General features: G+C 45.0%; 14 protein-coding genes. 8 read left to right on the forward strand and 6 right to left on the reverse strand.

From position 1 onward, the window contains the following. Positions 1-9: 9 nt before the first annotated feature. Together OE749_RS13450 and OE749_RS13455 are read right to left on the reverse strand one after the other, a co-directional pair. Complete coding sequence (locus tag OE749_RS13450; protein ID WP_263712987.1) at positions 10-489, reverse strand: methylated-DNA--[protein]-cysteine S-methyltransferase; 480 nt, start codon at positions 487-489, stop codon at positions 10-12. Beyond that, a complete protein-coding gene (locus tag OE749_RS13455; RefSeq protein ID WP_263712988.1) occupies positions 486-1,847 on the reverse strand; it encodes a DNA-3-methyladenine glycosylase 2 family protein in 1,362 nt (453 codons plus the stop codon). The genes OE749_RS13450 and OE749_RS13455 overlap by 4 nt, the downstream gene beginning before the upstream one ends. 171 nt (positions 1,848-2,018) lie before the next feature. Between OE749_RS13455 and OE749_RS13460 the strand changes: the two genes are divergently transcribed. The 6 genes from OE749_RS13460 (at position 2,019) to OE749_RS13485 (ending at position 7,180) form a co-directional block, all read left to right on the forward strand. Further along, complete coding sequence (locus OE749_RS13460) at positions 2,019-3,179, forward strand: serine hydrolase domain-containing protein (RefSeq protein ID WP_404828178.1); 1,161 nt, start codon at positions 2,019-2,021, stop codon at positions 3,177-3,179. Positions 3,180-3,399: 220 nt separating this feature from the next. Beyond that, on the forward strand, positions 3,400-4,446 hold the full coding sequence (locus OE749_RS13465) for a cytochrome-c peroxidase (protein WP_263712990.1): 1,047 nt from the start codon (positions 3,400-3,402) through the stop codon (positions 4,444-4,446). Positions 4,447-4,470: 24 nt separating this feature from the next. Then, complete coding sequence (locus OE749_RS13470) at positions 4,471-4,785, forward strand: plastocyanin/azurin family copper-binding protein (RefSeq protein WP_263712991.1); 315 nt, start codon at positions 4,471-4,473, stop codon at positions 4,783-4,785. A 10-nt stretch (positions 4,786-4,795) separates the two neighbouring features. Beyond that, positions 4,796-5,530 (forward strand): c-type cytochrome, encoded by a 735-nt coding sequence (locus tag OE749_RS13475; protein WP_263712992.1) that lies wholly within the window; start codon positions 4,796-4,798, stop codon positions 5,528-5,530. Between the two features lie 18 nt (positions 5,531-5,548). Continuing rightward, a complete protein-coding gene (gene msrP / locus OE749_RS13480) occupies positions 5,549-6,454 on the forward strand; it encodes a protein-methionine-sulfoxide reductase catalytic subunit MsrP (RefSeq protein ID WP_263712993.1) in 906 nt (301 codons plus the stop codon). Between the two features lie 39 nt (positions 6,455-6,493). Next, complete coding sequence (locus OE749_RS13485) at positions 6,494-7,180, forward strand: ferric reductase-like transmembrane domain-containing protein (RefSeq protein WP_263712994.1); 687 nt, start codon at positions 6,494-6,496, stop codon at positions 7,178-7,180. Positions 7,181-7,233: 53 nt separating this feature from the next. On the opposite strand, the gene speA is transcribed toward OE749_RS13485, so the two are convergent. Then, positions 7,234-9,156 (reverse strand): biosynthetic arginine decarboxylase, encoded by a 1,923-nt coding sequence (gene speA, locus OE749_RS13490; RefSeq protein ID WP_263712995.1) that lies wholly within the window; start codon positions 9,154-9,156, stop codon positions 7,234-7,236. A 213-nt stretch (positions 9,157-9,369) separates the two neighbouring features. After that, positions 9,370-9,813 (reverse strand): nucleoside deaminase, encoded by a 444-nt coding sequence (locus OE749_RS13495; RefSeq protein ID WP_263712996.1) that lies wholly within the window; start codon positions 9,811-9,813, stop codon positions 9,370-9,372. A 185-nt stretch (positions 9,814-9,998) separates the two neighbouring features. Between OE749_RS13495 and OE749_RS13500 the strand changes: the two genes are divergently transcribed. Further along, a complete protein-coding gene (locus tag OE749_RS13500) occupies positions 9,999-10,754 on the forward strand; it encodes a phosphatase (protein WP_263712997.1) in 756 nt (251 codons plus the stop codon). 48 nt (positions 10,755-10,802) lie between these two features. On the opposite strand, the gene OE749_RS13505 is transcribed toward OE749_RS13500, so the two are convergent. Beyond that, positions 10,803-11,015, reverse strand: coding sequence for a helix-turn-helix domain-containing protein (locus OE749_RS13505; protein ID WP_263712998.1), 213 nt, complete (start codon positions 11,013-11,015; stop codon positions 10,803-10,805). A gap of 1 nt (position 11,016) precedes the next feature. Continuing rightward, positions 11,017-11,556, reverse strand: coding sequence for a hypothetical protein (locus OE749_RS13510; protein ID WP_263712999.1), 540 nt, complete (start codon positions 11,554-11,556; stop codon positions 11,017-11,019). A gap of 125 nt (positions 11,557-11,681) precedes the next feature. Between OE749_RS13510 and OE749_RS13515 the strand changes: the two genes are divergently transcribed. After that, positions 11,682-12,968 (forward strand): aspartyl protease family protein, encoded by a 1,287-nt coding sequence (locus tag OE749_RS13515; protein WP_263713000.1) that lies wholly within the window; start codon positions 11,682-11,684, stop codon positions 12,966-12,968. Positions 12,969-13,045: the final 77 nt, after the last annotated feature.

The raw sequence follows: 13,045 nt of genomic DNA on the forward strand, positions 1-13,045 counted from the left end.
AATGACGTCCTATATCAAAAATGTCTGTTGGGCATTTTCCAGCGACAACAGTTTTGCTTTTCGTTCCAGCCCACCAGCATACCCTGTTAACGTTTGATTAGAGCCAATCACACGATGACAAGGCACTACAATAGACACTGGATTTTTACCATTGGCAGCTCCCACAGCCCTTACTGCTTTGGGATTGTTCAGCTTATCTGCAATTTGCTTGTATGAACAGGTCTCCCCGTAAGGTATTTTTAGCAATTCGTCCCACACTGACCGCTGGAACGTAGTGCCTTTCATATCAAGCGGCAAGTCAAACACATCTCTGCTACCCGCGAAATATTCCTCTAATTGCATCACGGCAGCTTTTGTATGCTGATTTGGTTTATCTTCACGCTGCTTATCATCTTTGAAATAAATCGATTGAATGCCTTGCTCTGATGCGGTGATCTCTACCCACCCCATCTCAGAGCGAATAGTCTGCGTGTAAACTTCATTTGTCATGAGGCTAAACTCCATAATTGAAACGTTAAATAGCTACGCCAAGGGGCCGCTAAGTCTGCATCCAGTGCATATTGAGCAAGTTGCTTTTTAATCACCAAATCGGTGTTTAACCAAATGTCTGGCTGCGATTGGCCGCGCATTTCAGCATACGCTGCCGTCCATGGCCCAATGCCTTTCAATGCCAACCACTGTACAGGGTCAGCGTCAGGCTTATCGGCTATAAATTGCGCTAACCTTTTTAGTGCCTGTCTCCGGCTGTCTGGCATTTTCAAAAAGGTTAAGTCACTCTCTGCCACTATTTCTGGCGTGGGAAACCAACGCTTATCATCGCGCTTCACGCCCACATTTTCTACCAATTTTGTCACCAGATTAATCGCCGCTTTCACAGAAACTTGTTGACCTAACACCGCTCGGCAGCCTGCTTCAAACGTGTCGAACACACCAGGTAACCGTATACCCTGCGTACAGTGAGACTCTGTTAACCCCGTGCTGTGTAATGCATGACTAATCACAGCGGGATCTGCATCCAAATCTAAGATTCGACGTATATGAAAAATCACTTGCTTCAAGTAGGCGGGATCAGACAATTCTACGCTAACCTCAAAGCATGATTTAGCCTCATGATAAGTGGCAGTGAATTGCCCATAGCATGCCTCAATTACGATGGTGCGACCGTACGATTCATCGGTCACCCACTCCATGTCAGGAATGGCGCGCATAGCTAAAAACGCTCGCACCTGAGGCCAATGATACGGAGGCCTAAAAGATAACGAGAGAGAAATAGTATGGTGAGAGACTGATTTACCATTGCGCAATGCAATCGGCGTTAAGCCCATTTGTTTTTTCATATTCTCTTGCAAGCGGCGCGACGAAGAGAACCCACTGGCTTGTGCCACGTCTTCGATGGTCATCGTTGATTGCTGAATTAACTGCTTCGCAAAAAGGAGCTTTTCATATAATTGAAACTGTTTGGGGCTTACTCCCAATTTTTCAGCAAACAGACGACGCAAATATCGATCAGTAATGCCCAAACGCTCCACCAGATGTGCGAGGGTGTCTTGCGGATGTTGACGAATGAGTTTTATGGCCCGCTCAACCGTTGTGTCCACACCTTTCCACGCAAATGAGCTAGGCGCGCTATCGGGGCGACAACGTAAACAAGGCCGGTACCCCGCCTGCATCGCTTGATGGGCGTAATCATAATAGGTCACATTATCTTCTTTTGGAGCCGGTGCGGGGCAAATAGGGCGACAAAAGATCCCCGTCGTTTTTACTGCTACAAAGAAGGTCCCATCAAACCGATAATCCCGAGCTTGTCGCGCGCTCTGATAGGCTTGTTGACTCAGCACCATATTCATTCCACTACTCGCAAATAATGATATAAAAGTGTACCGTGAATCGGATAAACACACCCGCGTAAAACGGAACTGAATCAACAGTTGATTAATGTATCGTGAAAAAAGGATAATAGCATCGTAATATATAAGGGCTAAACGCCCTAGAACGATAAAAACAAATATTAAGATTCCATGTTGTTGAAGCGATTTTTATTTACAGGTCTATTTATCATAAACCTGCTCATTGTTGACCTTGCTATTGCCCGACAGGCGCCATGGTTATATGACTATGCCGATAGCACCCAAGCTAAAGCTGCGAAACATAATATTCCTGGCTACGCATTGGTGTTTGTAGAAAAAGGCAAACCCGAGCACATTTTCACGTTTGGTAAAACGAGCCGAAAGGGCGCGCCTATTTCCGAAGACACAGTATTCAGGCTTGCTTCTGTCTCAAAAACCTTTACAGGGATGGCAATTGCCAAACTGGCAGAACAAAAAGCCATTAATTGGGATACGCCTGTATCAAAGCTCGCGCCTGAATTTGGGTTTGCTACCAATGGCCGCAATGATCTGACCGTGCGCCATATTGTTGGGCAAGCCAGTGGCTACATGCCCAACGCCTACGACAACTTAATTGAAGCCAATTACCCGCTCCCTCGGGTACTAAATATGCTGGCAGATTTAGAGCCACTGTGTACACCAGGCAAGTGTTATACCTATCAAAATGCGTTGTTCGGTGTGTTTGAGCATTACTTTGATGCCCAAAATACCAGTTATCGCGCCGTGCTTAATCGAGAAATTTTAAAGCCTTTAGGTATGCCCACTGCCAGTGCCGGATTAGCCGCGCTGTTATCTTCCGATGAGTGGGCAAAACCCCATATTGCCATTCGAAAAGACAAATGGCGTGAAGGCAAAGTCAAAAAGAGTTACTACCGCTATTCGCCCGCAGCAGGGGTCAACGCGAGTATAAAAGATATGACTATTTGGCTACGAGCCATGCTAGGTGAATATCCTCATGTTATTTCTGACTCACTCATAGAGCAAGTCACAACGCCCGTGGTAAAAACATCACGTGAATTGCGCAGACGCGACTGGAAAGGGTATTTGAACGATGCCCACTATGGTTTAGGTTGGCGTATCTATGACTTCAAAGGCCAGCCCCTTATCTATCACGGTGGCTGGGTTCAAGGTTATCGTGCAGCCATTGCATTTGCACCAGAGCAACAGGTTGGCTTTGCAATCCTGATGAATGCAGAATCAAATACAATAAACGGATTAACCGCTGCATTTTGGGCTGACTTTTTCACCCAATATGCAACTCTTGCGGCTAAGCAAGAGAAAACCCAAAACTAATATCTACCACCGTCCCTCGGGGCAGCGCATACTTTATTGCCAAAAGGCTTGAACACTGCCGAGTGTCAAGCCTTGCCTTTCTCCACCCCCTTTTGAGCTAGGAAGCTCAACGCTCTTTTTTAACCGTAAACAAATGTTTTTACACAGCTTGTGAAAATATTGTCTACCCTTAATAACACAATAACCTTTGACACTTCTTCACGCTTCGACGGAGCAAATTATGATTAAACTTAGCCGCAGTTTGATATTTTTTTGCAGTATGCTTTCGTTGTACGGTCTTACGTTTAGCAGTTTCGCATCGCAATATGTGTTTGAAGCTGGACACCCGTCTCTTCAACGTTGGCTTCTGCCTGAAGAGGTACCTGCACCAGACAACAATAAAACAACACCAGAGCGCGTTGAGCTAGGCAAAAAGCTCTTCTTCGATACGCGATTAAGTGGCGACGGCAACATGTCTTGTGCAACCTGCCACAATCCTATGTTTGGATGGTCTGACGGGCTTGCCACAGCCAAAGGATTTAAAAGTATGGTGTTAGGCCGCGCTACACCGACTATCGTCAACACAGGTTACAACTCCATTCAAATGTGGGACGGCAGAAAAGCCACATTGGAAGACCAAGCCATGGGCCCGATGGAATCACATGTAGAAATGAACATGAGTATTCCCCGTTTAGTCGAATTTTTAAAAACATCTGACTATGCGAAATCCTTTAAAAAGGCATATCCCGATGAACCTATTGGTACAGAAACCTTAGCGAAAGCCCTCGCCGCATTCGAACGCACTGTGGTGAGCCGCAACTCCCCTTTTGATCGCTGGGTTAAAGGGGAAAAAGACGCGCTTACTCCTGCTCAGATTAACGGGTTTAAAGTATTTGTTGATCCTGACAAAGGAAACTGTGAAGTGTGCCACAGCGCGCCTAACTTTACAGACAACGGCTTTCACAATATCGGCTTGCCGTCTTATGGGGCGGAAACACCAGATATGGGCCGCTTTGAATTTGTGCCTATTCGCCTAATGAAAGGCGCATTTAAAACACCAACGGTAAGAGACATCACAACCACGGCCCCGTATTTTCATGATGGCAGTGCACGTACGTTAGAGGACGTCGTCGACCATTATATTACTGGCGGTGTTGTCAAAACCAATGTCTCTCCGAATATGAAGGCGCTGACGTTAACCGATAAAGAAAAAGCCGATTTAGTCGCTTTCTTAGAAGCCCTAACGTCACCGCAAAAACCTTTTACTTTGCCAGCGATTCCACTTTAACGCGAAAAATCACAAGGAGAATGTATGAAAGCCCTTTTCATCACCCTACTGTTACTTATCGTCAGCGCGACGGCTATAGCCAAAACCGTTGAAGTAGCACAAAAAGACAAAGAGTTTACGGTTGCTGAAGTTGAAATTAACAAAGGAGATGTAGTGCGCTTTGTGAATGAAGATCCATTCTTTCACAACGTTTACAGCCTGTCAGACACCAAGTTATTTGATTTAGGATCTTTCCCTAAAGGGGAATACCGAGATGTCACCTTCGATCAAGCAGGCACGGTTGAAGTGGAGTGTGCTATTCACCCAGCCATGAAAATGAAAGTCATCGTTAAAGAATAGGATAAGCACCATGCGCAGGTTAAGCATGATAAATAGTGTATGGGTGCTGATGATCATCAGCAGTTTTGCAACGGCAAAGCCAGACAGCGCAGCAACAGGAAAACCCAACTTGGATGTCTATGAGAAGGTCAGTCATCCATCGATGGAATTGGGCGCTCACGTATTTAAACATCGATGTGCCTTGTGTCATGGTCCACAAGGCATGGGTGAAGGACGGCTGGCAATGCAAATCAAAGATTACCCCGACACTAACCTGCGTACTAATATCAAATACCCAAATCGAGCGGGGCTTGAAAAAGTCATTGCCCATGGCGCGTCATTAGCGGGCGTATCGCCTTATATGCCGCCGATGGGTGCAGATATCAGTTGGACAGAATTACAAAGCGTTGTCGATTTTGTTTTACTGTTACGCGAAGACGCGCCCAAGGCGCTCACCTTTTTAAATGACGTTCACATTAAAAATGAAACCAACCTTCTTGATTTAGGTAGACAGGTCTTCAATACGCGTTGCACTTTGTGTCATGGTGATTATGGCAAAGGCGACGGCCGCATGAGTAAAATCATCAAAACGCCACCACCAGCCAATTTAACGGTGAGCGTATTACCTAAACAATATTTACAAGACATCATTGAAAAAGGCGGAGAAAAAGTCGGGCGTTCTATGCAAATGCCGCCTTGGAAAGACCAGCTTAGTGAAGAAGAATTAGAAAGCGTAGTTGAATATGTGTATACCTTGCGCAATTAGTTAACGGTTGTGCGCTACATGAATAATAAAAAGCGAGCGCACAAAACTAAGGCAACCACTCCCGGTAAAATCACGCCTAAGCATCTCTTTTTAACGCGACGAGAGGTCATTAAAGGCGCGATTGCGCTTGGCTTATTACCTGCTTGTTCAAAGCCTAATATTGCGCCTTCTCCTGACGTTACCCCGCAATCATTAGTGTCTTCTTATTGCAATTACTATGAATTCAGCCGCTCAAAAGAAGCCGTGAAAATTCTAGCGCAAGCGTTAACCCTCAATCCATGGCAAGTAGACGTCACCGGATTAGTCGACACCCCTTATTCAATTGATGTGAGTCACGTTTCCTCACTGTTTACTCTGCATTCGCGCACCTATTCACTTCGTTGTGTAGAAGGCTGGTCTGCAGTAATTCCTTGGCAAGGTATTCTGCTGAAAGATGTCATTTCTAGGGCAAATCCTAAGCCAGAAGCAAAATTCGTAAAATTTATTGGTCACTTTGATCCAAAAGAAATGATCGGTCAGCGCAGACAGATTTTACAGTGGCCATACACTGAAGGACTTAGGCTCGATGAAGCCCTTCACCCGTTAACCTTACTCGCGACAGGCATGTACAGCGGTGCTATAACGCCTGAAAACGGCGCACCATTGAGGTTAGTCGTGCCTTGGAAGTACGGCTATAAGAGTATTAAAGCCATTCGTCGAATTGAACTGGTTTCTTATCAACCACTCAGCAGTTGGCAACAGATGGCGCCTAGCGAATACGGCTTTTTTGCCAACGTTAATCCAGACGTTCCACACCCAAGATGGAGTCAACGACGAGAACTACCACTCGGTGAAACCCAAAAGCGTGCTACCCAGTTGCTAAATGGTTATGCAGACGATGTACAGCACCTTTATACGCCAGACATTCTGAACAGCCTTAGCTGAATAACATGCCGCTATGATGATGGGTGTCTACTTACTATAATGCGAGATTCGATTCAGTTCATTAAACGCCAACAACCTATTATCAAACGGCTGCTTTTGATAATAGCGATGCTCTTAGCCATCTATGCGGTCTTCCCCGCTCTGATACCCAGCGCCAATAGTTTTGAAACTATTATGTATCGCAGTGGCACGTATGCGTTGATATTCTTACTCCTCAGCCTCGCGATTACGCCGTTGCGACGCTGGCTGTCGATATGCTTTACCTATTTACATGCTCCCTATGGAAAACGCTTAGCCGATTGGAACTTTTTGATTCAGTACCGCAGACGTATAGGGTTGATTTCAGCCCTTTTTGCGTTAATACACTGTATTGCCTATTTGCATATGGAAGTCGTTTGGATAGTAGATGAAGCAATCGAAGATGCGTTAAGGCGTTCATTTATTTGGATAGGCTGGCTATCAATCACGGTTTATGTCGTTCTTACGATCACTTCTATCACCGCAATTCAAAAAAAGCTGAAACGCACATGGCGGCAGATTCACCGCAGTGTGTATGGCTTGTTAGTTTTGGTGTTATTGCACTTTTTTCTAGCTGAAAAAGCGGGCGACACTGCCTACCTGCCTTACGTTATAATAGGAGGATTATTGCTAATTCATCGAATCGTATTTGCCATCGTCGATAGGCACAACCAACGGTACGATGACGGTTTAGAAGCAACACGCTAAAGCAGCCTCAGGTTATCTCTGAAGAACAGACATAACCTGAGTAACTACCTGCGTTATTTTTGTTTCAGGTAGGTATATCCAGCCAGACATTGCTCATAAAAGTCTGTCCATTTAACCCCTTCACGTGGGTTCATTATGCCTTCAGACACCTTTCGGTCAATCATACGCTTCACCGTTTGTGCCATTGAACTAGGGTGATATTGCATAATTGACAGCACGTTTTCTACCGACGAGCCGGGCACGACTTCTTCAATGTAGAAGTCTTGAGGATCATCGTCATAACTAAAAATATGCACTTCATTGAGTCGGCCAAACAGGTTATGCATATCGCCCATTACATCCTGATATGCGCCAGTTAGGAATAAGCCTAAGTAATACTCTTCCCCAGAACGTAAAGGGTGCATGGGTAACACATCAGACACACCATTTTCGATAACAAACTGGTCAATTTTACCGTCACTGTCACACGTAATATCCACCAGCGAACAGTTCACCGTTGGGCGCTCATTCATGCGGGTAATTGGCACAACGGGCAAGACTTGGTCAATCGCCCACGTATCAGCAGCGCTTTGGAAAACCGAAAAGTTACACAAATACTGGGAAGAAAGCGTGTATTCGAGCTCTTGCATTTCTTCTGGCACGAACTCAGCATCACGCGTGCGATGACGAAGCTTCACCATAATCTGCCAATACAAAGTTTCAATTTTTGCTAACTCTTCAAGCGTTACCACACGAAGTTTAAACGCGTCTATTGCTTGCTCTTTCCACTGAGATGCGTCATTGAATATTTCTTGCAAGTTGTCTTGTTGATCAACACCCAACGCCAAATCGCGCATATTCGACACTAAAATGTGCTCGTCGTCTTCCTCTTTGGTGTCAATTTCGGCGCTATTCGCACGAATTTCACCAACAATCTGTGTGACTACGCAACTATGGTGTGCCGTTATTGCTCGGCCACTTTCACTGACTAAGTTCGGTACAGGCACGTCTTCCAAGTCGCACACTTCTTTCATACCGAATACAACATCAGCGACGTACTCTTCCATACTGTAGTTACGCGACGAGTCATTCGTTGATTTACTGCCGTCATAGTCGATGCCTAGTCCGCCACCCACATCAACATAATCCAGTTTAAAGCCCATGCGATAAAGCTCGGCATAAATGCGTGCGCCTTCGTTAATGGCTTCTTTTACCGCTCTAATGTCGGTTAGCTGACTACCAATGTGAAAGTGAAGCAATTTGAAGGTGTCTCCCATTCCTTCAGACTCAAGGTAGCGTGCAGCCTTAATGATCTCGCTGATGGTGAGGCCAAACTTGGCACGATCGCCGCCAGAACCTTCCCACTTTCCTCGGCCTTTAACTGTCATTTTCGAACGCAAGCCCACAATAGGCTGTATGTCGAGTTCTTTCGCAATTTTGACCAGAAGCAACAACTCAGAAAACTTCTCAATGACCACAATCACTTTACGACCAAGCTTTCTAGCTAGAAGCGCCAAACGCATAAACTCTTCGTCTTTATAGCCATTTAACACTGTCAGTGAATCTTCATTGGTATTGTACGCCAGTGCGGTAATCAACTCTGCTTTTGAACCTGCTTCCAAGCCATAGTTGAACGGTTTGCCGGCATCAACAATTTCCTCTACGACTTCTCGCATCTGATTCACTTTTACAGGATAAACACCCATGTACTGAGCGCCATACTCGGCGTCATTCATGGTGCGTCGAAACGTCTCGTTCAGTTTCTCTACCTGTGAACGCAAGATGTCATGAAAACGCACAACGACAGGTAATTGAATACCCTCTTCTTTGATTTCTTCAAGCACTGCTTTGAAATCAATACGAATGTCTTTGTTATCCAAATCTGGTGTAACGTGTAAATTACCGTTTTCGCCAATTTCAAAATAACCGCCGCCCCAGCGACCTACACTGTATAAGCGCTCTGCGTCTTCGATTGTCCAATCTTCGTTATTGCTCACTTCTATCCCCAAAATGTGCCTGATATTTTCGTTTGATTCACCATCAGGCCTTCCGAAAAAGAAAAAGGAACGCCTATCTAGAATCCTCTCTAGATAATAGACGCCCCTTACGCGACTTTGCACTGGATGTGCTAAATTTTATATGGGTATTATGTCGGCATTAATTGTTAGGCGCATCCATTTTTTTGCAATTTCTATCCGTTTTTTAATCGCCTATTCACCAATATCTTCGTTCCATAATTCAGGGTGTTGCTCAATAAAGGTTTTCATCAAGGTTTTACAGGTTTCATCATCCATTACGGTCACCTTAACCCCTTTTGATTTAAGTAGTTCTTCCTCTCCAAGAAAGGTCTGGTTTTCACCGATCACAACGTGGGGGATCCCATACAGCAAAATCGCTCCAGTACACATTGAGCATGGCGACAATGTCGTAAATATAACTGACTCACGGTATACGCTGGCAGGTAAACGGCCAGCATTCTCCAACGCGTCCATTTCACCATGTAACACGCAACTGCCATTTTGCACACGACGGTTGTGACCCGCACCAATCACGTTACCGTTATGCACCAACACCGAGCCAATCGGAATCCCTCCTTCATCTCGGCCTTTTTGTGCTTCATTAATTGCAGCTTGCATAAACGTTGCTAATTCCATTCTTTTCCTCACTCGGTTGTACGCTGATTCGCTACTGGTTCTAATTGGTAATATTCATTACTCAAACAGCGAAATTGTCAGCGATATGTCATGTGAACATGATAGTATCTTAGTCGGCAGGTTGAAGATAGCGAGCGGGACAAACAACAAAACGAGCACCAACCCCATGTGGCGCAGGAGGTAATATGTTAATCGAAGTTGATACACATTCTCACACGGTAGCCAGTACCCATGCTTACAGTACGGTGGGCGAATATGTGCAGCAAGCCAAAGCAAAAGGGCTGAAGATGATTTCGCTCACTGAGCATGGCCCGCAGATGCCAGATTCTCCGCATCCTTGGCATTTTGGCAATCGTTCGGTCATTCCACGCGTGATAGACGGAATCGGCGTCTTGCGAGGTATCGAAGCGAATATTTTGCCTGACAACGGAAAATTAGATATTCCTAAAAACCTTCATCCCTACTTAGATTTTGCCATCGCCAGCTTTCATGAGCCTGTTTTTCCACCTAAAGATAAGGCAACCCATACACGTGCCGTAATCAACGCCATTCAATCGGGACAATGCCAAATCATTGGGCATCCAGGAAATCCCAATTACCCGTTAGATTACGAGGAAGTGATCCGCGCCGCAAAAGATGCCAACGTATTGATTGAAATTAACAACAGCTCATTTACTCACTCTCGAGTCGGTAGTGAAGAAAACTGCACACGCATTATGGAGCTAGTTGATACACTCGACTGGCAAGTGGTGTTTTCAAGCGATGCCCACATTGCATATCATGTAGGCGACACGCATCAATGCGAAGAAAAAGCAGCTGCGGTGGATTTCCCATTGGAGCGCGTGGTAAATACTTCTGCTAAACGCTTTTTACAATTTCTTGAATCTCACGATAAAAATGTCGGTATCGCCTTTGAACAATGGTTAAAAGCCATGACATAAGTTACCGTGTTCGTAAGACTTAATGGTGCGCTTTAGGTGTAAACCTATCTAAGTAGCGTCTTCACCATAAGCCAAAATGTCTCCTGGCTGACAATCTAGCTCACGACATAACGCTGCAAGGGTTTCAAACCTGACACCCTTCACCTTGCCCCGTTTTAGCAATGACAAATTGGCTTCCGTAATACCAATTCGTTGAGCGATATCTTTCGAACTCATTTTTCTTTGCGCCATGACCACGTCTAAATTCACAATAATTTTCATCTCAGATAAACGCCTTGTTTTCTTCATCAATAGACGCGGCGAGCGCATAGAGTTTTGCAATGATCAAAAAGGTGATTGCCACAACCAATTGTCCTGGTGCGATATTCAATTCGATGTTTGCTGACTGACCAGTGACCACTAATAGCATCAACAGTGGCCATAATAGCGAGTAAGCAACCATTCCGGTATACCCTTGTGCAGCCCGATAAAGGCAGTAGGCCGCATCATGAGAGAAAAACTCGCTTCGGGAAGTATGGCGAAAAAAGCGATCCAATTGCATATAAGCAAACACGCACAACCCAATCAAAGGCAGTAAAGACACCCATAGCCATGTTTGCGAAACCGTCTGTTGCTCCCACAGCGCATTGAACTGACCACTAAATAAACTGACCCACCAACGCCCTTCAATAAACCATCCCATTGCGCTGGTTATCATGACCAATATTGCAAAAGAGGCGATAAGCAAACGCGCCCCTTTGCTTAACGTGCGTATATGTCGATTTAGAGAGTTTTGCTCTACTGATGTTTCTAACGCCTTCATATCTAACAGTCTCATAGTGACAATAATCTCGCTATTTTACATCTTGAAACAATTATTACAAAACAACCTATAATTATTGTATTACGATAATTTGTTATCACAGAACATTAACTACGGAGTATTCTATGAATATAACAGCGCCCATCAAACTTTGCGTGTTTATTGTCTCTTTACTCTATTTGAGCGGCTGCCAGCTTGCGAATTCACTCTCATTTTTTCTAAAGCAGCAGCAGGCGAACGTCAAATGGACCACCCCCGACAAGACAACAAGCGTGCCATTTACAACATACAACCATCACATTATTGTGCCTGTAAGCATCAATGGCGGCGAGCCACTGAGGTTCGTGTTAGATACGGGTGCAGCCGCAACCGTTATAACCCAAAGCCCAAGAACGAAGCATTTATCCTTTAAAAAAGATTCACCTATCGCTATCAGCGGTTCGGGGAATGATGGCGACCCCACTGCGTACGTTTTGGATAATATTACCCTCAGTACGGGTGACTTCTCGATTGCAAACCTATCGGTTATTTATGCCACAACCGACGCACTCCCCTTTGATTCCCAAGACGAAACTTACTTCGACGGCGTGATTGGAGCTGACTTTTTTAACCGCACGACAATTGAAATTGATTACGGCAATATGCAAGTCACATTTGCTGAACCACCAGAAAGTCACGAACATTTCCACGATCAACGCTTAGCACAAGGTTGGCAATTCCACGCCATGCCAGTTCATAGCGATACGCCATTTATAGACACCCATGTAACAATAAACGATAAAAAACACACCGTGAAAGTCATGATAGATACAGGCTCAACAGGATATTTATCTCTATTTATGGGTGTCTTACCAGAAGGGGTCACCGTACCAGCCAAACATTATGAAGCACGTTCACGGGGCATCAGTGGCTACTCACGCAATAAAGTAGGTTTGGTAGACAACATGACACTTGCAGGATTCAATGTTAATCATTTTCCTGCCTATTTTAGAAGCGAGGGAGAAAACCCCCAAAGTGGCAGCCATGGGGTATTAGGCAATCAAATACTGCGTCAATTCAACGCCATCGTTGATTTTGAACATGAAGCCTTGTATTTAAAGCCTATCCGCGATGGCGTGTCTTCCCAAACATTGCCTCATTTGGGCTTGCGTATTCTTCCTCATGAAAACGGGGGGATCATCAAAGCAATTTATGAATTCTCCGCATTACCCCAAAATACATTCAACGTGGGTGACATCATCACGTCAATCAACCAAACCCCCGTGAACTCAACGAGCTTTGATCATATTATGCAAACAATAAGTAAAAACTCGTCAAATCACTCACACATTGAAGTCTGTATCGCTGGGCATCAAGACTGCTACGACATTCCTATCTCGCCCATGCCGTGGGAAAATACCGTGGGGAAATAGTGCTAACATCTGGCACACTCGGCTGTCAGCATGAATTCATGTAAGCAGCATATTTAGTCAGATTCTAAACAAACGGC

Origin of the sequence: Fluctibacter corallii (assembly GCF_025751585.1) — a bacterium.
In the GTDB taxonomy this organism is placed as follows: Bacteria; Pseudomonadota; Gammaproteobacteria; order Enterobacterales; family Alteromonadaceae; genus Fluctibacter_A; species Fluctibacter_A corallii.